This is a genomic window from Candidatus Krumholzibacteriota bacterium (assembly GCA_016932415.1).
Taxonomy (GTDB): domain Bacteria; phylum Krumholzibacteriota; class Krumholzibacteriia; order Krumholzibacteriales; family Krumholzibacteriaceae; genus Krumholzibacterium.
Genome location: JAFGCX010000011.1, coordinates 135,507 through 158,441, shown reverse-complemented (window position 1 = coordinate 158,441; position 22,935 = coordinate 135,507). Strand labels below are relative to the sequence as shown.

Annotated in this window: 19 protein-coding genes; 11 read left to right on the top strand and 8 right to left on the bottom strand. The window is 52.1% G+C overall.

Going from position 1 to position 22,935, the window contains the following annotated elements:
• The first annotated feature begins 164 nt into the window (after positions 1-164).
• Entirely contained in the window at positions 165-1,445 is a 1,281-nt protein-coding gene (locus tag JW814_05055) for a hypothetical protein (GenBank protein ID MBN2070808.1), read from the top strand.
• 6 nt (positions 1,446-1,451) lie between these two features.
• Here JW814_05055 and hflX read toward each other — a convergent pair whose 3' ends face one another.
• The 8 genes from hflX to dnaA form a co-directional block, all read right to left on the bottom strand.
• Positions 1,452-2,783 carry a GTPase HflX gene (gene hflX, locus JW814_05050; protein MBN2070807.1) on the bottom strand — a complete coding sequence of 444 codons (1,332 nt, stop codon included), beginning with the start codon at positions 2,781-2,783 and terminating at the stop codon, positions 1,452-1,454.
• Between the two features lie 2 nt (positions 2,784-2,785).
• The gene (locus JW814_05045) at positions 2,786-4,642 is read right to left on the bottom strand and encodes a T9SS type A sorting domain-containing protein (GenBank protein ID MBN2070806.1); all 1,857 of its coding nucleotides are present in this window, start codon (positions 4,640-4,642) and stop codon (positions 2,786-2,788) included.
• A gap of 14 nt (positions 4,643-4,656) precedes the next feature.
• Entirely contained in the window at positions 4,657-7,176 is a 2,520-nt protein-coding gene (gene gyrA / locus JW814_05040) for a DNA gyrase subunit A (GenBank protein ID MBN2070805.1), read from the bottom strand.
• Between the two features lie 97 nt (positions 7,177-7,273).
• Entirely contained in the window at positions 7,274-9,187 is a 1,914-nt protein-coding gene (gene gyrB / locus JW814_05035; protein MBN2070804.1) for a DNA topoisomerase (ATP-hydrolyzing) subunit B, read from the bottom strand.
• Positions 9,184-9,501 carry a DUF721 domain-containing protein gene (locus tag JW814_05030; protein MBN2070803.1) on the bottom strand — a complete coding sequence of 106 codons (318 nt, stop codon included), beginning with the start codon at positions 9,499-9,501 and terminating at the stop codon, positions 9,184-9,186. The genes gyrB and JW814_05030 overlap by 4 nt, the downstream gene beginning before the upstream one ends.
• A 96-nt stretch (positions 9,502-9,597) precedes the next feature.
• Positions 9,598-10,707, bottom strand: a complete 1,110-nt coding sequence (locus JW814_05025) for a DNA replication/repair protein RecF (GenBank protein MBN2070802.1) — start codon at positions 10,705-10,707, stop codon at positions 9,598-9,600.
• 30 nt (positions 10,708-10,737) lie between these two features.
• On the bottom strand, positions 10,738-11,847 hold the full coding sequence (dnaN, locus tag JW814_05020) for a DNA polymerase III subunit beta (protein MBN2070801.1): 1,110 nt from the start codon (positions 11,845-11,847) through the stop codon (positions 10,738-10,740).
• A gap of 350 nt (positions 11,848-12,197) precedes the next feature.
• Positions 12,198-13,553 (bottom strand): chromosomal replication initiator protein DnaA, encoded by a 1,356-nt coding sequence (gene dnaA / locus JW814_05015; GenBank protein MBN2070800.1) that lies wholly within the window; start codon positions 13,551-13,553, stop codon positions 12,198-12,200.
• 524 nt (positions 13,554-14,077) lie between these two features.
• Between dnaA and rpmH the strand changes: the two genes are divergently transcribed.
• From rpmH to JW814_04965, 10 genes are all read left to right on the top strand, one after another.
• A complete protein-coding gene (gene rpmH, locus JW814_05010; protein MBN2070799.1) occupies positions 14,078-14,212 on the top strand; it encodes a 50S ribosomal protein L34 in 135 nt (44 codons plus the stop codon).
• A 30-nt stretch (positions 14,213-14,242) separates the two neighbouring features.
• A complete protein-coding gene (rnpA, locus tag JW814_05005) occupies positions 14,243-14,602 on the top strand; it encodes a ribonuclease P protein component (protein ID MBN2070798.1) in 360 nt (119 codons plus the stop codon).
• A complete protein-coding gene (yidD, locus tag JW814_05000; GenBank protein MBN2070797.1) occupies positions 14,599-14,823 on the top strand; it encodes a membrane protein insertion efficiency factor YidD in 225 nt (74 codons plus the stop codon). The genes rnpA and yidD overlap by 4 nt, the downstream gene beginning before the upstream one ends.
• A gap of 47 nt (positions 14,824-14,870) precedes the next feature.
• Positions 14,871-16,670 carry a membrane protein insertase YidC gene (gene yidC, locus JW814_04995; protein MBN2070796.1) on the top strand — a complete coding sequence of 600 codons (1,800 nt, stop codon included), beginning with the start codon at positions 14,871-14,873 and terminating at the stop codon, positions 16,668-16,670.
• A gap of 2 nt (positions 16,671-16,672) precedes the next feature.
• On the top strand, positions 16,673-16,825 hold the full coding sequence (locus tag JW814_04990) for a hypothetical protein (GenBank protein MBN2070795.1): 153 nt from the start codon (positions 16,673-16,675) through the stop codon (positions 16,823-16,825).
• The gene (locus JW814_04985) at positions 16,795-17,496 is read left to right on the top strand and encodes a Jag N-terminal domain-containing protein (protein MBN2070794.1); all 702 of its coding nucleotides are present in this window, start codon (positions 16,795-16,797) and stop codon (positions 17,494-17,496) included. The genes JW814_04990 and JW814_04985 overlap by 31 nt, the downstream gene beginning before the upstream one ends.
• A 3-nt stretch (positions 17,497-17,499) precedes the next feature.
• The gene (mnmE, locus tag JW814_04980) at positions 17,500-18,858 is read left to right on the top strand and encodes a tRNA uridine-5-carboxymethylaminomethyl(34) synthesis GTPase MnmE (GenBank protein MBN2070793.1); all 1,359 of its coding nucleotides are present in this window, start codon (positions 17,500-17,502) and stop codon (positions 18,856-18,858) included.
• 36 nt (positions 18,859-18,894) lie between these two features.
• Positions 18,895-20,808, top strand: coding sequence for a tRNA uridine-5-carboxymethylaminomethyl(34) synthesis enzyme MnmG (mnmG, locus tag JW814_04975; GenBank protein ID MBN2070792.1), 1,914 nt, complete (start codon positions 18,895-18,897; stop codon positions 20,806-20,808).
• Positions 20,805-21,476 carry a class I SAM-dependent methyltransferase gene (locus JW814_04970; GenBank protein MBN2070791.1) on the top strand — a complete coding sequence of 224 codons (672 nt, stop codon included), beginning with the start codon at positions 20,805-20,807 and terminating at the stop codon, positions 21,474-21,476. The genes mnmG and JW814_04970 overlap by 4 nt, the downstream gene beginning before the upstream one ends.
• Before the next feature lie 214 nt (positions 21,477-21,690).
• A complete protein-coding gene (locus tag JW814_04965) occupies positions 21,691-22,914 on the top strand; it encodes a right-handed parallel beta-helix repeat-containing protein (GenBank protein ID MBN2070790.1) in 1,224 nt (407 codons plus the stop codon).
• The last annotated feature ends 21 nt before the right edge of the window (positions 22,915-22,935 follow it).

Here is a 22,935-nt window from a genome sequence, read left to right as displayed (position 1 = left end):
CTCCGCTGATTGCCGGATGTCTTTCGCGCACGGACTTTACCCCCGATTATCGCATCCCGGCCTGACCCGCCTCCCAGGTTTATTTGCGGTTCACTTTTATCCCCTTTATATGTTACACTCTCCCTCGTCATGCAGCAATCCGTTTCCCCGGGGGTCATGAATAAATGAGATGGATCGACTTATTGATAATGGCAGTCTTTGTCTCGTTCGCGTTCCTCTTTTTCGGGATGTCGATCGACAACGGATTCTGGAGCAGCTACGATTTCGTCTCCCTGGAAAACAGCATGAGGATGCTCGAAGACAAGTCGGCCCTCTTTGACAGCACGGCTCCGTTCAAATTTCAACCCCTTGTCTATGGAGTTCATTTCCTGCTTTTTAATAATTTCTTTTTCGATTCCAGGGCATACTTTATTTTCAACATTCTCCTGCATGCCTTCAATTCGTTTCTTGTCTACCTCCTCGTGAACACCCTTCTGAAAGACAGGGCCGTCTCGTTTCTTTCGGGACTTCTTTTCGTCTTCACCGTCGGCAGCTATGGCAAGGCGGTAATGATCGCTTCGGGGCTTGAAGACCTTATCATCACGTCGATAACCCTGCTGACTATGATCTTTTACTTTAAAAACGAATTGGACGGGAAGGGAAAGATCGCTTCTTTCAGGTATTTTTTCACCCTTCTCTTTTTCATAGCCTCGATGTTTACGCGAAGTACGAGCTTTTCGATCCTTGGAGCTTTCCTCGCTTTTAATTTTTTCTTCCGCAACGAGACGGGCAAACGCGTCTTCAGGGCGAATTTTATCGTTCTCCTTTTGATCGCAGCGGCGTCTCTCGTGATAAAATATTCCGTTTTCCATTACAGCCCGTCGCTCTACACGAAGAATCCCGGGATATTCTCTTTTCTTCTTCTCGCCGGGAAAAACGTCATCAACTACCTTGTGAGGATGATCTTTCCTATCCATACTTCCCATCTTGTCACTGAAAGCGGCAGCGCAGTACGGTTTATTTACAGGTTCGCGACAGCGATCCGGATCTTCTTCGCCCTTACCGTGCTCTCGTACTCATTCTTCGGATTTATCTTCGGGAACCGCACGATCAGATTTCTTATAGCATGGACATATATTATGGTCCTTCCCTTCGCCTTTTTCCAATTCCCCTACGACTGGCTGAATATCCGCCATCTCTATCTCGTTTCGGTCGGGTTCGTCTCCGTGATAGCCGCCGGAGCTGTCTATTGTTCGAGGCTTATTTCATCGACCAGATGGAAGAAGTTCGTGCCTTTCGTAGTTCCCCTGATATTCATCTTCCTCTCCCGTTTCATAGTAGTCCAGCTCGACCGGAGCTACGAAGCAAAGGCGGCAAACAAGGCTACCCTGGCCAGCAAGGTTGACTTCGCGGAAAAATTTCCAGGTGTTTACATGAAAGATGGGAAGCTGGAGATCGACAGGTAGGGTTTCTTACCTGTCGATGCCCTGCCTGAGGATGCTGATCTGCGCCTTCCCCGCTTTTTCGATCCTTCCAAGATCTTTTTTGTCAATGAGCAGGGTAAGTTCGATCATCTCTCCTTCGATCGTCCGTTCGAGGATCCTCGCCGACGCCTCTATAAATGCCAGCGTCCTTCCGTCGGAGACATTCAGGCTGACTCTTGCCTTTACCTTTTTGCTGTCGATCCGGTCTTTTATCATCAGGAGAAGCTGCTCTGTCCCTGTTCCTCTTGCCGCGCTTATAGCTGTAGCCACTTCGTATTTTCTGCATGCCGCCGCGATCTCTTCTCCCGTGGCCCCGAGATCCGTCTTGTTGAAAACCGTTATCGTCGGGATCTTTCTTGATCCGTCCCGACTCTCTCCTCTTCCGGTCAGTACTCTTTCGAGGACCTGGTTTACAATATCTATTCTTTCTTCGAACAGGGGGGACGAGAAATCGACAAGGTGGAGCAGCAGGTCGGCCTCTTCAACATCGATCAGTGTCGCCCTGAAACTGGCGACAAGGTGCGCCGGTAATTTTCTTATGAACCCCACCGTATCGGTCAGGACGAATTCGACTCCTTCTTCGATGACGATCTTTCGCGAAATCGAATCCAGCGTTGAGAAAAGCATCCCGCTCTCAAGGACCCCCGCTCCGGAGAGCCGGTTCAGAAGAGTCGATTTGCCAGCGTTGGTATATCCTACGATCGTCACGTTAAAAGTGTCTTTTCTCTTTTTCCTTCTTTCCCCGGTCCTCTGGCTTATCTTGATCAGTTCTTTCTTGAGAAAGGAGATCCTCTCTCGCACCCGTCGCCTGTCGACCTCCAGCTGGGTCTCTCCCGGGCCTCGCGTGCCTATACCGCCGTCCTGCCTGGACAGATGGTCCCAGAGTCTTTTCAGCCGTGGGAGCGCGTAGGTCAGCTGAGCTATCTCTACCTGAAGTTTTGCCTGTCTTGTCCTTGCTCTGCGCGAAAAAATATCAAGTATGAGTTCCGTCCTGTCGATCACGTTTATTCCGATCCGGTCCTCCAGATTTCGTGCCTGCGCCGGCGAAAGGTCGTCGTCAAAGATCACCAGGTTGAGTCCTTTTTCTTCAACGATTTTCCCTATCTCTTCCATCTTTCCTTTTCCGATATATGTGGCTCCGTCGACCCCCGCCCTCTGTTGCAAACGCGTCTCGATCACCTGCGCCCCTGCCGTTGACGCAAGCTGGCTCAGCTCTTCGAGATTTTCGCGTTCCCGCTGGACTGTCGCGCCGGGAAGTTTTACGCCGATCAGGATCGCTCTTTCTTCGGGAATGTCTGATGATGGGTTATAGAGTGACATTATTATCTGAGTAGAATTATCCTTTTGGTAAGGGTCCGATCGTCGATCTGCAACTTGCAGTAATAGACCCCGGCAGATACCGGCATGCCGTTTTCGTCGTTCCCGTCCCAGCCGAGGTTGTAATCGCCCGGGTGAAGATATTCTTCGGGCATGACCGTTCTGACAAGACGGCCCTTTACATCGTATATCTTCACCGAGCTGATCCCCTGGATCTGTTCGGCCTTCGCAGCCCCACCTGCCACGGGAGCATCGCTTATCCTCAGGCTTACGTTAAGAGACGACGCGAACGGATTTGGGAATACCGACATGCATTCTTCGGGCAGGCGTCCCGGTGACACCGGTTCATCGGCGGCGAATCCCGCGATATCATTTTCGCTTATCCTGGCGGCAAATAAAGTCCCGTCAGAAAGCTGGCCCTCTATTAGGAAGGCCTCGCTCTTTTCTATTACCCTGTCCTCGATCGTTATCATCACTCTCTGTCCGATCTGTTCGAAAGTCTCGCTCGTCTCTCCAGCGACCTTAAGCCATTCGATCTCCTCGTCAATCCCTTCCGGGACTATTATCGATGCTGCCGGCCTTCTCCCGCCACGCACCCATATGGGCGCCAGCCGGCCCGGGAGGGTGATATGGGAAGCTTTTCTGGCCGGTACTATCCAGCGGTTTTCTTTTCCATCTTTTTCCGCTACGCCCTTATACGTCTCAATCGCTCTGTCTATATTCCTGGCAAGCCTTTCTTCAGAACCTCCGAATACGAGAGCCCACTCTATCGTGAACTTCTCTCCCGGACAAAGCCTCGGTATCGCCCCTATTTTGCTTACAACCGTTTTTTCTCCTGTTTCTTTCGTCGAGACCTCAAAGGCGCCTGCCAGTTCTTTATAGATCGCGTTTTCGTGGCGGAGAGTTTCCTCTTTGTCTCTACCCTCTTCTCTTTCTTGTCCGGCGGCACACATCAGAGAATCGGGAGAAGAGCGTCTTCCTGCTATGACCGGATAGTCCGGAGAACCTTGCGCTCCCGGCCCTTCGAAATTGAAGACGACCAGCGCGCAGCAACCTTTACCGCCACCGTCGCATACGCACGGGTAATGCAGGAAGGAGTCTTCTCTTTCCTGCTCTCCGCCCTCTTTTTTTCTTATGAGAAAAGTCTCGTCATCATCGGCGCGGCCGACTGTTTCGCCTCGTCCAATGGCGAATCTTGCGTACAGCGCGGCCTGAAGGTCGATGATATCGGGGCTTTGCTTCTCCCCGCTCTCCGGATATCTGAACTCTGATGTAAATCCTATAAAATCCCTGACGTGCCCGTAAGACCATGTATAGCTCGACTGTGTCAGCGTGATCCCCGTCACAGGTTCGACCCCGAGGGCAACAGCCATCTCGTTTCCGGTGATCCCGAAATCCTCGTCGATCGCTCCATCCTGGTCATTGTCCAGATAGTCAAGAGGGTCTTCATCATCCCTGCCGTCACCATCATCATCACATCCCGGCAGTGGATATCTTATCCCTCCTTCATCCCCCTCGTGGAAAACGTTAGCTTCGATACGAGAGTTGACCCCCCTGAACGCCGCCGGGCCGAATACGAAGGGCCGCTCTTCGCCCTCCACTCTCAGCCTGATCATGAATCCGCCTTCCTCGACATACTCCTTCCCCCCCTCCCCGGGCCATCTTATGGCGAATTCTTCGCCCCCGAAGATGCGCTTGCCGAGGCTTCCGTTCTCTGGAAGATTCGCGGCGACTCTTCCCGTGCGATGAGCCAGCCCGGTCTTTTCCGGCTGCCTGCCGGCGCCCCAGGAAGATACGGCCACGCCGGTCACCAGCATCGCGACGACCACCAAGGCTCTTTTTATTCCGGTTCTACTCTTCATGACGCCTGGGTTCTCTATTCTTCCGGATCGAGGCCGGCTTCCTCTTCCTCGCCCTCTGCCTCTGTTTCTGCCGCCGTGACATCATCTTCAGGTTCGTCATCATCGTCGACTTTTCCTCCGGCGACGAGGGCTACGTCGACGACTTTATCTCCGTCTTTCAGGTTGATTATCCTGACTCCTTTCGTCGCCCTTCCAACGACCCTGACTCCTGTCACCGGCGATCTGATTATCATCCCACTCTTTGTTATGATCATAACTTCATCCGATTCCACTACTTCTCTCGAGGTCACGAGATTGCCGTTGCGTTCTCCCGTCTGTATGCATATGACGCCCTTGCCGCCCCTGTTGGTGTTTCGGAACTCGCTGATCCGGGTACGTTTCCCATAACCGTTTTCCGTTATGAAGAAGAGGTCTGACTCTCTCTTGACGATCACCATTTCGACGACTTCGTCATCTTTCTCAAGAGTCACTCCCTTTACCCCTATCGACGCTCTATTGACAGCCCTTATCTGGGTCTCGTTGAACCTGACAAGCTTTCCCCTCTTTTTGGCGATTATCAGATCGTCGTTCCCGGAAGTCAGCTTGGCTCTTACGAGGTTGTCTCCTTCGCGCAGTTTGATAGCTATAAGTCCGCCGCTGTGGACCTTTGAATAGGCTGAAAGCTCCGTCTTTTTGACTATCCCCTGCCTTGTCACCATTACAAGATAGTCACCGTTGTCGAAATCGCTTACCGGTATAAGTTCGGTAATGTTTTCGTCCTGGCTCATCGGGAAGAAATTGACCATCGCCTTTCCCCTGGCAAGCCGGCCGCCCTGGGGGATCTCGTGTACTTTCAATCTGAAGCATTTTCCGGTATTGGTGAAGAAAAGGATATAACTGTGGGTGGAGGCGATGAACATCTGTTCGACGAAATCCTCGTCTTTCATCCCCATGCCGGTGATCCCCTTCCCCCCTCTTTTCTGGCGCTTGTACGTTCCGACCGGGATCCTCTTGATATACCCCGAATGCGTCACGGTGATGATCATCTCCTCTTCGGCGATAAGGTCTTCGAGGTTGACTTCCCCGTCGGCATCGAGTATCTCCGTGCGCCTTCCGTCGCCATACTTCTCTTTCAACTCTTCAAGCTCTTCCCTTATCAGCTCCAGAAGCATGTTCCGGTTCTCAAGGATCGATTTGAAATAGGCGATCTTCTGTATCAGGGCAAGGTACTCATCCTCAATCTTTTTCCGTTCGAGCCCGGTCAGCCTCTGCAGCTTCATATCCAGGATCGCCTGCGCCTGCAGGTCGCTCAACGCGAACTTTTTCATCATCGCGTTTTTTGCTTCGGCCGGAGAAGCGCTCTTTTTGATCAGCTTGATTATTTCGTCTATATTATCGAGGGCGATCTTGTACCCTTCCAGTATATGCGCCCTTTCTTCTGCCCGGGCGAGATCGAACCTCGTTCTCCTGGTGATGACTTCTTCCCTGTGCTCGAGGTAATAAGCCATCATCTGCCTGAGGCTCATCACCTCGGGGCGCAGCCTGTTGAGAGCCAGCATGATTATACCGAACGTCACCTGCAGCCCGGTATGCTTGAAGAGGTGGCTCAGCACTACCTTCGGGTAAGCGTCCCTTTTCAGATCGACTACGATCCTCAGCCCTTCTTTGTCCGATTCATCCCTGATATCCGATATCCCGGAAAGTTTTCCCGCCCTTACCAGCTCGGCGACTTTTTCGATTATCGCCGACTTGTTCGTCTGGTAGGGGATCTCCGATATGACAATACTTGTCTTTCCGCCCTTCTGTGTCTCTATATTCGCCCTGGCTCTCAAAGTAATAAGTCCGCGCCCGGTCCTGTAAGCGTCACTGATTCCCGATCTTCCGTATATTATTCCGCCGGTCGGAAAATCCGGCCCCTGAACATGGCGGTAAAGCTTGTTGTCACTGATCTCGGGATCGTCGAGCAGGGCTTTAAGAGCGTTCGTTATCTCCGTCAGGTTGTGGGGCGGGATGTTCGTCGCCATCCCGACGGCGATCCCCGAGGCTCCGTTTATCAGAAGATTGGGGACTCTCGACGGAAGCACCAGGGCCATCTGCCGTGTCTCGTCATAGTTCGGACCGAATTCGACCGTTTCCTTGTCTATATCAGCGAGCAGTTCCTCGGCGATCGCTTCCATACGGACTTCCGTGTACCTTTCCGCCGCGGCGGCGTCTCCGTCGATAGACCCGAAGTTCCCCTGCCCGTCGATCAGGGGATACCTCATCGAAAAATCCTGGGCCAGTCTCACGACCGCTCCATAGACCGACGCGGTCCCGTGCGGATGATAGTTACCCGAGACATCTCCAGTAAGTTTTGCCGATTTTCTATACTGCTTGTTATGAGCGAGGTTCAGGTCGTTCATCGCTAGCAGTATGCGCCGGTGTACCGGTTTGAGCCCGTCCCTGACATCGGGAAGGGCTCTCGAAACGATCACGCTCATCGAGTAATCGAGATAGCTGCTTTTCATCTTGTCTTCTATGTAGACCGGTATGACCCGTTGCCTGCTTAAATCCATCTATCAGCGCCTCCTCTGCGTCCCGCTCGGGAAGACCCCTTTCCGCCACTCTTTAGGGAAAGCTGCAAAAAGAGCCCCTTGCAATATTATCTCTTTCTCAGATATCCAGGTTTTCCACGGCAAGCGCGTTTTCCTGGATAAAATTCTTTCTTGGTTCTACCTTGTCGCCCATCAGCATCGTAAAGGTATGATCGGCCTCTACGGCGTCTTCGAGTGTAATCTTGAGGATAGTCCTTCTTTCCGGATCCATCGTCGTCGTCCACAGCTGGTCAGGATTCATCTCGCCGAGACCCTTGTACCTCTGTATATAGACTCCCTTCGCCCCGCCAAGATCGTTGACTACCTTATCCTTTTCCTCGTCGTTATAAGCGTACCTCATGACCTTTCCCTTCTTCACGCTATAAAGCGGGGGCTGCGCGATATATACGTTCCCCGCGCTTATCAGTTGGCGCATGTGCCTGAAGAAGAGGGTCAGAATCAGCGTCATGATATGAGCTCCGTCGACATCCGCGTCGGTCATGATGATTATCTTGCTGTATCTCGCTTTTGTTATATCGAACTCGTCGCCGACCCCCGTTCCGAGAGCGGTTATTATTGTTTTTATCTCCTCGTTCGCCAGGACCTTGTCAAGCCTCGCCTTCTCGACATTTAGGATCTTTCCCTTGAGCGGCAGGATCGCCTGGAATCTGCGGTCCCTGCCCTGCTTGGCCGATCCGCCCGCCGAATCGCCCTCGACGAGATATAGCTCGCAATGTTCGGGATCGGTCAGAGAACAGTCGGCAAGCTTTCCTGGCAGGGTGCTCGATTCCAGCGCCGATTTCCGCCTGACAAGCTCTCTCGCCTTTCTCGCCGCGTCTCGCGCCATCGCCGATTGTGATGCTTTTTCTATTATTTTTTTCGCTACCTTTGGATTCTCTTCGAGAAAATCGGCCAGTTTCTTCCCCACCACCGTTTCCACGTAGCTCCTGATCTCGCTGTTCCCGAGTTTTCCTTTCGTCTGCCCCTCGAATTGCGGGTCTGGAAGCTTGACGCTCATCACGGCCGTAATGCCCTCTCTGACGTCGTCGCCGGAGAGCGAGGTCTTAAGCTTGTTTCTTTTGAACAGGTCGTTCTTCTGGCCGTAATTGTTAAGAGTCCTTGTCAGCGCCGATCTGAAACCGACCAGATGAGTCCCCCCGCCGACCGTGTTGATGTTGTTGGCAAAACAGAATATATTCTCGCCATACGATGTGTTGTACTGTATGGCTATCTCAAGCTCGTGCGGTTCGGTCGAGTCCTCGATATAGATCGGTTTTTTGTGAAGGACGTCGCGGTTTTCGTTGAGGAAGTCAACGAAGGAGATGATCCCGCCGGTGTAATTGAATTCGTGTTTTTTCCCCTTGCGCTCATCCTCGAAAAAGATCGATATCCCCTTGTTCAGAAAGGCCAGCTCCCTGAACCGCTGCGAAAGCGTGTCGAAGCTGTACTCCAGCGTACTGAATATCTTGTTGCTCGGAAGAAACCTGACCGCCGTTCCGGTTCTTTTCTTCTTCTCGCTGAGTGGAGCTTCTTTCAGCTTCGTCGCCGGCACCCCCGCCTCAAACCTCTGGGTATACGATTTACCGTTACGGAATATCTCGACTTCCAGCCATTCCGACAACGCGTTCACCACAGAGACGCCTACGCCGTGAAGCCCTCCCGACACCTTGTATGAATCATGGTCGAACTTCCCTCCGGCGTGAAGGGTCGTCATAACGACTTCGACGGCGGGCACCTTTTGCGTGGGATGAATGTCGACCGGGATGCCCCTGCCGTTATCAGCGACAGTCACGTATCCCTCCCTTGATATTTTGATCTCGATCGTGTCGCAGTGTCCGGCCATCGCTTCATCGATGCTGTTGTCGACGACCTCGTATATCATGTGGTGAAGACCGTGAATGTCGGTGCTTCCGATATACATGGCGGGGCGTTTTCTTACCGCGTCGAGGCCTTTGAGGACCTGGATACCTTTTGCTGTATATTCCTTGCTCATTCCTCGGTTTTTTCCCTTTCTATCACAAGACGTATCTCCCTGATCTTCAGCCGGGGAAATCTCTGTTTTATTCCGTCGATTATCCTCGTCCGGTGGAAACTCATCTCCTGCATCCAGACGTTGTTTTTAACCGCGATAAAAAGCGTTCCGCCTCTTATGTCGAGTGGTCTGCTCCGTGCGGCCACCCCGTCTCCAACAACTTCCTTCCACCCGGCCCTCAGCGAAGCTTCTTCAAATTTTTCTTCAATCCCCAGGCCCTTGATCACGTCCGGAAGTATCTTGTCTATACTTTTCGAACCTCTTTCGGCAGGCAATTCCTCACTCCTCCACTGCTTCATCGGGGCGGTTTCATTCTATTACGTCCGCCCTCAAAAATAAACAAAAATCTCCCCCAAAAAAGGGTCATGTAACTACTGCTTCAGGCGCCTGAAAGAGCCTTTTTCGACAGAGAAGACAGCCGCTCCCTCCGGCAGAGGCGAAAAAGCGCCGCTGCGGGGTGAAGTTATAAGGCTCTGGTACCTGTCCGACAGGAGGTCTCTTACTTTTCCCGATATTTCGGCGTCCAGTTCGGAGAAAATATCATCGAGAAGGACTACGGGCCTCTCTCCTCGCCTCTCCATGATCACAACCGCCTGGGAAAGTTTAAGAACGACCGCGACAAGTCTTTTTCTTCCCTGGGAACCGAACCTCCTCAGCGGCACCTCGTCAAGCAACAGGTCGACATCGTCATACTGCGGCCCTGTCAGCGTAAACCCGCGTTTCTGTTCAGTCCCCGCGTTCCTGCCAAGCGCTTCTCTGAGATCTTCCTCGATCGAATCCTTCCCGACGCGGGAAGACGCCCGGTATCTGGCTCCGAGCTTTTCCCCTGCCGGCCTGATCCTCTCGAATATCTCCCTCGCTGCTTCCTCGATCTGCCTGAGAACCTCGATCCTTCCTCTTGTCAGGGCAGCGCCCTTTCTTATAAAAATCTCGTCCCAGGCGCCAAGCTCTTCCTTTTCCCCGTTTCCGCTTGAAATCTTTCTGAGCAGGGTGTTCCGGTGCCTCAAGACCCTCCTGAACTCACCCAGGTCCGAGAGGAAAGCCGGAGATATTTGCGCGGCGGTATAATCGATGAATAATCTTCTTTGCGACGGAGGTCCCGAGGCAAGCTCGACATCTCCCGGCGTGAATATTACTGTCGGCATTATACCGATCATCCCCGACAGGGATGAAAGCCTGTTTCCGTTAGCCGAGACTCTTGGTTTGCCCCCCCGTTCATATCCGAACTCGATCGTGAAATCCACGTCGTTATCGCTTTTTCCGGCAAGCTTAAGGAAAAAATATTCCTCACCGAACCTTACCAGTTCGTCTGTCCTTCTTGTCCTGAAACCCCTTCCAAGGGAAAAAACATGCGCAGCCTCAAGAAGATTCGTCTTCCCCTGAGCGTTCGCTCCCTCGATGATATTGAAAGTGTCGGAGAATTCCAGGCTGGCTTTTTCGATATTCCGGAAATTGACACACTCTATATCTTTAATGATCAACCCTGCTCACCACACTTCCCTCTGATAATATCACAGAATTCTCAGAGGCATGACGATACAGAGCTGTTTGATTTCCCCGCTTTGTTCGACCGGTTTTATTATTCCGGCATTGTCCGGTCTGTCGAGATTGAATGCGATATCGTCAGTATCGAAAGTTCTGAGAATATCCTGAATATACGCGGCGTTGTAACCTATCTCCATCTCTTCATCAGAGTATGTCGCGTCGATATCCTCTGTCGCTTCTCCAAGATCCTGCGTCGTCACATGGAGCCTCAGATTGTCTTTACCGAGAGAAAAGATCACCTGATGCGTCAGCGCGTCGGAAAGAATCGATACGCGTTTCGTTGCCATCGACAAAGCTTCCTTCGATACAAGCATCTCTCTTGTGTTGTTTGCCGGGATCACTTTCTGATAATTCGGGAAGGGTCCTTCGAGAAGGCGCGAATAAATCGACACCTCGTCCATCTCGAACGATATGCTGTTATCTCCGATGTTGACCCTGATCATCTCGTCTTTCTGGGCGTATGCCTTGAATGTCGAAAGGGCTTTTGGAGGCACGATCACTTCCGATTTCTTTATCTCTCCGAGCGCCAGTTTCACTTCGGCCTTCGCGAGCCTGTGTCCGTCTGTAGAAACCATCAGGACTCCACCCTTGTCGATTTCCCACTTCACGCCGCATAGCGCGGGCCGGGTAAGGTCGGTCGAAACCGCGTAGAGTGTCTTCTGGACGAGTTTTCCGAGAAGCGCGGAATCGATCGAGAATTCAGCCTTGCTTTCCTGTTTGGGTAGTTTTGGAAAATCCTCCGCGCTTCTTCCATTTACCGAAAACCTGCTTTTCCCGCATTTGATAGTGAGTTTGTTCTCTTCGTTCGACGAAAGCGTTACCTCTCCCTGGGAGAGCGATTTCACGATCTCGGCTATTTTTTTTGCCGGTACGGAAATCAATCCTTCTTCATCGACCTTCCCGTTCACCTTTGAAGTCACTGAGATATCGAGGTCTGTGGCTGAAAAGGAGATCCCCGAAGTGTCGGCCTTGATAAGGGTCATGGAGAGTATCGGCATCGTTGTTTTCGCGGGGACAACGCCTGATATGGCGTTCATTTTCTTGCTCAGTTCTTCAAGCGGGATAACTACCTTCACTCCGCTACCTCCTCCAGGCTTTCTGAATCGTATTAATTTTTCATTCTTCAGGAAAGTGAATCATAAGGGAATTTATACACGCGTACAAGACAAAATAAAGGGAAAATATAAACAGGAGGTATTATACAGACATTGTGTAATTAATAGAATCAGTAGTAGGAGTAGAGCGTGTGGATATGTGGATAATCACCCAAGTGTTCAAGAACAGGCTCGAGCGGCAGGAGGCGAAGCGGTGTTGGCATTTGTGTGAACAAGTGGAAAATCTCAACAATTATGCCCATGGGAAAAGATACCAACAGGAATCAACATTTTATAAACAGCGAGGATGTGGATAACGAGGCGGTAAGAGATCAGGTCTCAAGATCTTTTCTGAGAGCGGATATCTGCCTTTCAAGCGACGGGTCGACGGAAATGGATGTTTCTATCTTTTTGATCGAATGCAGGACCGTGCTGTGGTCCCTGCCCCCGAAACCTTTTCCTATCTGCACCAGCGAAAGAGAGGTAAGTTCGCGGGAAAGAAAAATGGCGACCTGGCGCGCCGCAACGACGCGGCTCATCCTCGTCTTGGCGGAAAGCGTGTGTACGGGGATGTCGAATTCCGCCGCGACAGCACGCTGTATCGACTTTATAGAGATCTTTTTCTTCTCAGCTCCCGAGATAAAGACTTTCAGTACCTCACCGGCCATATCGACATTGATATCCTGGTTTGTCAGGCTGGCGCAGGCGAGGATCTTGACGAGCGACCCCTCCAGCTCCCTCGTATTTCCCCTTACGTTCTCCGCTATAAGAAAGATGACGCTTTCAGGGATAGGCATTATCTCCTTTTCGACCTTTTTGCGCAGGATCGCGACCCTGGTCTCGAGGTCTGGAGGCTGGATGTCGGTTATAAGACCCCACTCGAAACGTGAAGTAAGCCTGTCCTGAAGTGACGGGATCTCTTTCGGGGGCCGGTCGCTCGTACAGACGATCTGTTTGCTGGCGTTGTGGAGAGCGTTGAAAGTATAGAAAAACTCTTCCTGCGTCCTTTCCTTGCCGGCGAGAAAGTGGATGTCGTCTATCAGGAGAATATCTATATTGCGGTAGCGTTCCTTGAACTCGAAGGTCTCGCCGTTTCTGATCGAACGGATAAGCTCGTTCATGAAACTCTCGGTCGAGACATACGAGATCCTCATTCCGGGATGTTCCTCGAGGACAAAATGGCCAATAGCCTGCAGAAGATGAGTCTTTCCCAGGCCGGGGCCGCCGTAGATGAAAAGGGGGTTGTAGGTCTGGGCCGGTTTTTCAGCTACTGCGAGGGCCGCCGCGTGAGCCAGGAGGTTTTCGTTTCCCACTACAAACTCCTGGAACGTGTATCGGCTGTTGAGTTGAACGCTGTTGGGAAGGATGACCGGCTCTCTGACAAGTACGGAGCGCTCAACAGGCTTCTCCGCGCGGACAGTCCTGCGCGGAGAGGGAGACGAAAACTCTATAACTACTTTTTCGCCAAGGACTTCCGAGGCGGCCTCGGTTATCTTGTCGATGTGGTGTTCGGCGAGCCAGTCGATGAAAAACGAATTTGGTCCTTCGACCAGCAGGACGCCCCTTTCATATCCGGCCAGCCTGGTGGGGGCAAACCAGGTCTGAAAGCTCTGCGCGTTTACGACCTTTTTAAGCTTGTCGAGGATCGTTTCCCATATGTCGATGCCAGGGTCTTGTTCTAGTCTCATAGCAATGACCGAAGATACCGGTCCGTCGGAAAGGCCGGCAGCTTTCAAAATCTTTCTTGTTTTCCACAAATGTGGAAAACTCTATAACTTTAATAATAACAACATTAGCGGCGGGGTTTTCAATATGATGTCATGACGTTATCCACAATCAAAAAAACCGGGGAAGCAAAAAAGAAAAGAAACGGGCTGCGAAGCCCTTAAAAACGAACCCTCCCCTGATCCCGCAGGCGGAAATGTATCATACGGAAAAATCGATATCAAGAATTATTTACATAAAATGTGGAATAAATTCTAACTGATGGAAATGCAAGGAGATAAAGCTTGCGGGATACCTTAAGGGCGGAGAAGACGAAAAAATGGAAAGATTACCGGCGGGGATAAGATCTGAAAAGAATGATAAACAAACAAGTTAAAAAAGATAGAGATAAAATGCTTGACAAAAAAGATGAGGACTTCTATTGTAAGTTGTTTATATATATTCAAAGGCCTCTATCTGCATGGAAATGAATGGAAAAGGATAGAAAATGAAACGCACATTTCAGCCTCATAACAAGAGAAGAAAAAGAACTCACGGATTCAGAAAAAGAATGAGCACGAAGAACGGCAGGGAAGTGCTCAGGCGAAGAAGAGAAAAAGGAAGAAAGAGGCTGGCCGTATGACCTCCGGGATGAGCCCGGGCGATGGTATCGATGAAAGGACTAAAGAATAGCAGGCAGTTCAGGCTCGTCTACAGTGAAGGGAAAAGGGAGGCGGGGCAAAAGATCACGATACTGTACCTGGGAAGAAACGGTGAGGGGGATGATGAGAACAGGGGCCTTCTGCCGGGATTCGTGGCCAGCAAAAAGAACGTTGGAAAGGCTTATCAGCGTAACAGGGCGAAAAGGCTGATGAGGGAAATATTCAGAACAGTCAAGGACCGAATTAACGAGAAAAATATCTGGATAGTATTTATAGCCTCATTTCGTCCTGAGGAGACATCATTTCAGGAACTCACGGAAGATGTAGTGAGCTCTCTCAAGAGAGCCGGACTGATATCAAGTTGCGGATGATATCCAGGATTCTGACTAAAGCCGGTCTGGCGGCCGTCAGGATATACAGAATATCGATTTCCCCGTACCACGCACCGGTCTGCAGGTTTACACCTTCCTGTTCGGCATACGCGGAAGAATCTCTGAAGAAATATGGTTTCTTCAAGGGAAGCGGCAAGGCCGTTGTCCGGCTTCTGAAATGCAACCCGTTCTCCCGTGGCGGATATGATCCTGTTCGCTGAAAAAGCCCGATAAACCTATCATCTTCTTATAGAAGGGAAATACAGGGATGGATAAGCGCTCTATTCTGGCTATAGCAGTGACCTTTGCGATATTGCTCGGATGGCAGATGCTCTATGTGGCGCCCAGGCAGAAAGAGGCGGCGCTCAGAAGAGCCGTGGAACTGCGCGAGCAGGCCGTAGCCGATTCACTCGCTTCCCTCGAGGCCGGATCGGAATACAGCGCGAGGGAGGGCGCGGATGAGGATCTGCCGGCGGGCGGAGAAAAGGCGGAGGGGGAGTTTTTCGAAAGCAAGGCGCGGGAGGGAACGGGGAGGCTCTTTTCCCCTGATGATCCGGCGGAGACAAGGAATTTTACCGTCGCTACGGAGAAGATGAGAGTCGCGCTGAGCAGTCTCGGCGGGGAGATCACGAGTATTAAGCTGAGGGAATTCGCCAGGAGCGACGGAGGGGATGTTGAGCTCGTTCCCGAAGGGGCGAAGGGGGCTCTTTCCCTCTACGTTGAGAAAGACATGGAGAGGACCGGCTTTTCCGGCGCCCGGTTTGACGCTCTTGTCAACGGCAGAGAGATCTATGACGGTGAGGAGATCGACCTGACCGGAGAAAGCATCGAGGCGACAGTCCTCTTCAGATGGAGAGGGGCTTCGGGAGGGACTGTCGAAAAAAGGTTCCGGTTCTCGCGAGAGGGCTACGAAGTAGGCGTGGCGATCTCCCTGGTAAGAGAGGGAGAGATGAAAGGGGCCAGTGGGTACGCGATCGCGTGGGAGAGCGGCCTGGCGCTGAACGAGAAAGACAGAAAATGGGAGATAAGGCAGATGGCCTCGCTCGGGCGCGTGGGGGATGAATATTATAAGGAGGGCTCGGGCAAATTCGGCAAAACGGACAGGAAAGTCCAGGAAGGCATGGTCGTTTGGGCCGGCGCGAGAAGCAAATACTTCCTCAGCGCGGTAATAGTGGACGAGCAGCGCTCGGGAGTCCTGGAGATGCTCGGAGACAAGGACAGCAGCATGTCCGGGTATTCGATATTTTATCCATTCCGGGGAGACCCGAGAAAAGTCGAAGATTCGTTCAAATGTTATTTCGGGCCTCTTGACATGAACGGGCTGAAGGATTACGGAGTAGGGCTGGAAAGGACAATAGAGCTTGGCAAGATGCGATTTTTCAGCGTTTTTGTCCTTCGCCTGATGATGTGGATGAAAGGGTTCATTCCCAACTACGGGCTGATAATAATAATACTCTCGATCCTGACGAAAGTCCTGTTCTACAGGCTCACGCACAAGAGCTTCAAATCGATGAAAGATATGCAGCGGCTCCAGCCAAAACTCAAAGCCCTGCAGGAGAAGTACAAGAACGAAAAAGAAAAACTGAACCAGGAAACGATGAAGATGTACAAGGAGGCGGGGGTCAATCCCCTTGGCGGATGCCTGCCTCTTCTTTTTCAGATGCCTGTTTTCATAGCTCTTTTTAACGTTCTCAGAAACACGATTGAACTCAGAGACGCCCCCCTTGGGTTGTGGATCAATGATCTTTCATCGCCGGACGTCCTGTTCGGGTTTGGTTTCAGCCTGCCTGTCATCGGAAGCGAGTTCCACCTGCTTCCTCTTCTGATGGGCGTGGCGATGTTCGTCCAGTCAAAGATGGGTGGCTCTCCGACTGGAGACGCGGGGCCGGCAGCGCAGACCAAGATGATGACAACGATGATGCCGGTGGTATTTACGTTTATTTTTTACGGAATGCCTTCGGGCCTGGTGCTTTACTGGCTGATCAACAACATACTGTCGATCGTCCAGCAGTATTATGTACATAAGGCGATAGAGACCGAAGCGGCGGAAGGCGAAGTAACCGCATAGCAATGGGGCGGATAAAAAGCCCCGGGGAAATATCGATAACGGCTCAGCGCGAAGCGCCCGAGAGCGGCGCCGGACGGGAAAAGATGGGCCGGGGATATAAAAGAAAGATGCAGGAGAGACAGATATGGAAAAGCACGGGAGACAGGAAAGAATAAATAGCAGACCGGTAGAGGTAGAGGGAAAGACTGTAGAGAAAGCGCTGGAGAAGGCGCTGAAAGACCTTGGTTCGAAAATAGAAGATGTAGATATTGAGATAATAGATCCCGGACAGAAGGGGGTCCTGGGGATCTTCGGCGCCAGGAGCGCGAGAGTCAAGGTGTCGATGAAAAATGGATCGAAGGGGATAGAGGAGGTAGCCGACGAAGTCACCGGGCTTATAATGAAAGGGCTGGATGTCGGGTACAGGATATTTTCTGACACGATAGACGATTCGACATATATAAATATAGAAACGGCTGGTGTCGACGGGCTGCTCATCGGCAGGAAGGGAGACACGCTGAACTCGCTTCAGCACCTGATCGGGAGGATCGTGTCGAGGAAGATGGGCGGATACCAGAGGTTGACTGTCGATGTTGGCGGATACCTGAAGAACAGGCAGGAGATCCTCAGGCAGAAAGCTGAGAAAGCGGCCGAAAGAGCTAAAAAGACGCAGAGGGAAGTCGGAATCGAACCGATGAAAGCGTCCGAGAGGCGTATCATCCATATGACACTCGCCGGGATGGAAGGGATAACGACTTATACCGTCGGGAACGGGGAGATGAGAAAGGTCTTTGTCTCCGCGGACAAGGGCCGGGAGAGAAAATCGAACCGGTCTGGCAGAAAATAGAATATGGACGGAACCACTGTCGTTGCCCTGAGTACTCCGCCTGGAGTCTCGGGAATAGCCGTGATCAGGATCTCGGGACCCGACGCGCTCGGAATCCTCGATTCGATGGCGGATCCGGCTGGCCGCCGGGAATCACACAGGGTATACAAAAGGATCATAAAAAATTCCACCGGCGAACAGATCGACGAGGTCCTCGTCACGGCGATGTTTGCGCCGAATTCATATACGGGAGAGGATGTCATAGAGATATCCTGCCATGGAAGCATCTACGTCTACTCCTCGATCATAGAAGAAGCGGTCAGGCTTGGCGCGGAGATCGCCGGCCCGGGAGAATTCACGAAAAGAGCCTACCTGAAAGGAAAGCTCGACCTGGCACAGGCCGAAGCGGTCGTTGATCTTATATCGGCGGAGACAAAGCTCCAGGGACGCGTCGCGCTCGAACAGCTTGAAGGGTCGCTGTCAAGAAAGATAGGAGACATAGAGGCGATTCTCCTGCGGCAGCTTGCCCTGATCGAGCTTTCAATCGATTTTTCGGAAGAAGATATCGAGACATACGACAGTGAGATTCTTCGCGAGAATATCGACGGAGCGATCGGCGAGATAGAAGGAATGATAGAGTCTGAGATCGCCGGGAAAAAACTCAGGCAGGGCATCAGGGTGACAGTGCTGGGGCCGAGAAACGCGGGAAAAAGCAGCATCTACAACGCGCTACTGGGTGAGGAAAGGGCTATAGTATCTGCTATTCCGGGGACTACGAGGGACCTTCTCAGGGAAAGGATCCATATCGGCGGATTCACATATTTTCTCGAAGATACGGCGGGGATCGCGGAAACGGGGTGCGAGATCGAAGCGAGGGGAATATCGATCGGAAGGAAGGCTGCCGAAGGATCGGACCTGATACTCTTCGTTGTAGATGGCAGCGCCGGGCTTGACGAGGAAACGAAAAGGGAAATAGCCAGGATAGAGAAGAAGAACCATATAATAGTCTTCAACAAGCGCGATCTGGGGGTAGTGATCGCTTCGGAGGACCGTGGCCTAAGCGGGCCGGAGATAGAGGTGTCGGCAAAGACGGGGGAGAACATCTCCAGGCTCAGGGATATGATCCACACCGGCACGATAAGGAAAGATATAGCCGAAAGAGTCAGGGAAAATGGCGCGGTAAGCTCGAGGCACGCCGCGGCCCTGAAAGAGTGCTCGCGAGGCCTGAAAAGGATGCTCGAAGAACTCGAAGGGAAGGGCAGGGCGGAGATAATGAGCCTCGAGATCAGGGAAGCGGCAGAAGCGCTCGGGAAGATCACGGGGCGGTCGATAGCGGGAGAACTGCTCGAAACGATCTTCAGCCGGTTTTGTATAGGAAAATAACCACCTGTAATACAAGCTGTTAGACAGATATTAATAATGATTATTACTAAAACCCTTGATAAAAGATATGACATTATAGTCGTTGGTGCTGGACACGCCGGTTGCGAAGCAGCTCTCGCGGCGGCTCGGATGGGAAACGATACTCTGCTGGCGACTATCAATACGGGCGACATAGCTAGGATGCCATGCAACCCCGCCATCGGCGGCCTGGCAAAAGGTCAGCTTGTAAGAGAGGTCGACGCCCTCGGAGGGGAGATGGGGCTTTGCATCGACGCGGCGGGGATACAGTTCAGGATGCTGAACAGGGCCAAAGGGCCGGCGGTCTGGTCTCCAAGGGCGCAGGCCGACAAGAAAGTATATCACAAAAGGATGCTTGAGGCGCTCGTCCTGGCCGAACAGCTCGATCTGGCAGAGGCGGAGGTCGAAGAAATAATCGTGGAAAGTGGAAAGGTCGTAGGAGTTGCGGTTTCGGGGGAGAGGATAGCGGGGCGGAAGGTAATAATGGCGCTCGGGACTTTTCCTAACGGGTTGATGCATATAGGAGAAAGGAAAATACCAGGGGGAAGGGAAGGAGAGCCGCCATCATGCCGCCTCTCCGACGATCTTGCGAGAAAGGGAATAGAGAGAGGGCGGCTTAAGACGGGGACTCCGGCGAGGCTGAGGAGAGAAAGCATAGATTTTTCAAGATGCGAAGAACAGCCGGGCGATATATTCCCAAGCCCCTTTTCTTTCAGGACAAAATCCCTTGAAGTCGACCAGATCTCATGCCACATAACATATACAAACGCGAGGACCCACGAGATCATCAAGGACAATATAAGCCGGGCCCCCCTCTTTTCGGGGCAGATAAAGGGAGTGGGGCCGAGATACTGCCCTTCGATCGAAGACAAAGTCGTCAGGTTCTCAGATCGTCCGAGACATCAGATATTTCTCGAACCGGAGGGCAGGGATTCCGAAGAGATCTATATCAACGGTCTCTCGACAAGCCTTCCGGCGGAGATCCAGGAAAAGATGATAAGAACCATAGAAGGGCTTGAGCAGGCGGAAATAGTAAGATATGGATACGCGATAGAGTACGACTTTTTCCCCCCCCACCAGATCAGCGCGTCCCTCGAATCGGAGAGGATCGAAGGCCTCTACTTTGCCGGGCAGGTAAACGGGACATCGGGATATGAAGAGGCGGCAGCCCAGGGAATCCTGGCTGGAATCAACGCTTCGCTGTCCCTCAGGGGTGAGGCGCCTTTTATCCCGGGACGCCAGATGGCATACGCCGGAGTCATGGTCGATGATCTGATAACAAAAGAGATCGATGAACCATACAGGATGTTTACCTCGAGGGCGGAACACAGGCTGCTGCTCAGGCAGGACAATGCCGACGAAAGGCTTTTCCGGTACGGAGTAAAGTTCGGGCTTCTCGACAAAGGCTTGTGGCTCGAGATGATCTCGAGGAAGAAAAAGGTCCTGAAGGCAAAAAGAAGGCTGGAAAGGGAGATCATCCCGGCGGCGAAGATAAACAAGGTCTTTGGCGGGGTGGAGATCCCTGAGGTGAAAGAAGCAAGGCCGGCGATCCAGCTGGCGAGACACCCGGGGATAGGAGCGGAAAAAATAGAAAAAGTGCTCGGCGACAGGGGACTGGGGCTCTCCGAGAGGGAACTCGGGATGCTGGCGATAGAGGTCAAGTATGACGGGTATATATCGAGGCAGAAGAGGATAGCGCACAAGTTGTTGAAAATGGACAAGATGGTAATACCGGAAGGCTTTTCGTTCGAATTGGAAGCGCTGAGCACCGAGGCGAGGGAAAAGCTCGCGAGATTCAAGCCTCATACCCTTGGCCAGGCATCGAGGATCACCGGGGTGAGAAATTCCGACCTGTCGATACTGATGATCTTTCTGGAAAAAAGCAGAAAACGAGTGGAAAACGGCCCGGAGACGGGGAAAACCGGAAAATGACAGAAAAGACAAAGATAGCAGAGAAGATCATCGAGAGGGCGGAAGGACTTTTTCCCGGAAGGCTCGACGATGCCGGGATCGAAAGAATAAAACTCTTCGCCAGGGAGCAGATCGAATGGGGTGAAAAGATGCACCTTGTCGCCAGGGGCAGCTTCGGTGAATCCCTGGAAAGGCAGGTGGTCGATTCTCTGCTGATGCTTTATTTCGCCGAAAGGACGGGAGCGCTGGCCAGAAAGCAGGAAAAGGATCAGGAGGCAATCAGGGTCGCCGACATAGGGAGTGGGTACGGTTTTCCGGGGATAATATGGAAGATTCTATCTCCGGGGACCGAGATCACTTTCTATGAAAGGAAGGAAAAAGCAGCTCTCTTTCTTGAAAGGCTGGCCGTTCTTATGAGCCTCGAGGGGACCAGGACCCGCGGGGATGCGGCGCTTGACAGCGGAAAGGCCGTTTACGACCTTGTTATCTCCAAGGCGGCCGGGAGGCTGCCGGCGATCCTCCCTCTTGCTGAATCGCTTCTCGGCGCGGGCGGAAAGTACCTGACGATAAAGGGAAGCGAGTGGGAATGGGAGCTGGAGGGATATTCTGGGAAGATGACCCTCGATTTTTCAGAGCCGGCAGAAGGAGAGAGGGGATCGTTGCTGCTCTTCAGAAGAGAAAAGGACTGACCGCAACGTTTCACGTGAAACGGAGGAGCCGACAGACGAAGAAAAGAATGCGGGGACGGCCCGGACAGGTGCCGGGAGGGGGGCCGGCTTCCATCATCAGCGTTTCACGTGAAACGTCATCCCTTTCCGCCCGCCCGGGAGAGATTTCCATTGATTTATCATAAAAGCGACCCTATAATCATCTGGACCCCATCTGATTGACAGGGAGAAGGAAATGCAGGTCAAGTCATATTGTTTCATTGTGTTAGGGGTATTTACCCTTTCAGTGGCTACCTTTTCAAGCTGCGACCAGTCCCTGGGATTCCATAACAAGCCACCTGACGATCCCAAAATATCGATAGGGAAGTGTTTTGTCGGGGCTGGGGGGGATGTGGAGCTTTACTGTTCCGCCCCTGATCCTGACGATGATCCGGTCACGGTCCTATGGGAGGCTGAATACGGAGAGTTTTACCCGGAATCAGGCGAGGGGTTTTCGGTTGTCTGGATAGCGCCGGATGAGCCTGGAATATATACGGTTAAAGTGACGGCCACAGACCGGTTGGACGAAAGCACAAGCAGCGCGGAGATAGAGGTGGGAGAAGCTCTCCCTGTCATTTCGGGGATTACCGAGCTGTCAGATAACGGGTCGTTTTATATGATAGATTCGCCACAACCGGTCTTCGTCGGCTCCTCTGCCACTCTCCGCATACATGCGGGAGTGACGGTTGTGATCGATCAGGAAGAAGGAGGGTTGAATGTCTTTGGGAGGCTTGAGGTTGTCGGGACGGCAGGATCGCCCGTCATCTTCAAGCCGAATATCTGTCCGGGGGAGGACGGGGTGTGGAGAGGGATCCTCTTTGATGGGCCGGATGCGTCGGGCAGCATATTAAACGCCAACATAACGATGGCTGTCAGGGGGATCAGCGTTGAAGATGGAGCTAATGTCGTTCTTGACTCGATATTTGTCCATGACGGAGTAGGGATCGGCGTAAACGTTGAAGAATCCGAGATTTCCGTCGAAGACTGCAGGGTCTCGGACAATGCCGGGGGCATACATATCCTCGATGCTGACGCAGAGATAACCAATTGCGAGATAAGAGATAACTCGGGATACGGAATCTGGATCGAAATAGATGAAGACGGATCGGGAGATATATATGATGTGGCAATCGAAGGGTGCACGATCGCGACGAACGTCGGCGACGGGATAAAGATCTCATATTACGCGCTACCGGTCATAAACTATAATTCGATATATCTTAACGATAAGGCGTCGGGCGGATACGACATTATGCTTTTTCAGTATTTCAACGATTCGGGTATTGACGCGAGATATAACTTCTGGGGAGTCACAAATGAGAGTGATATCCAGGAGAGGATTTATGACGGCTTTGACTTCCTGCCACCGCAACCGGATATCTATGTAGATTATTCGGGATGGCTTATGAGCCAGCCGTAAGCAAGACTCTTTATAAAAAGG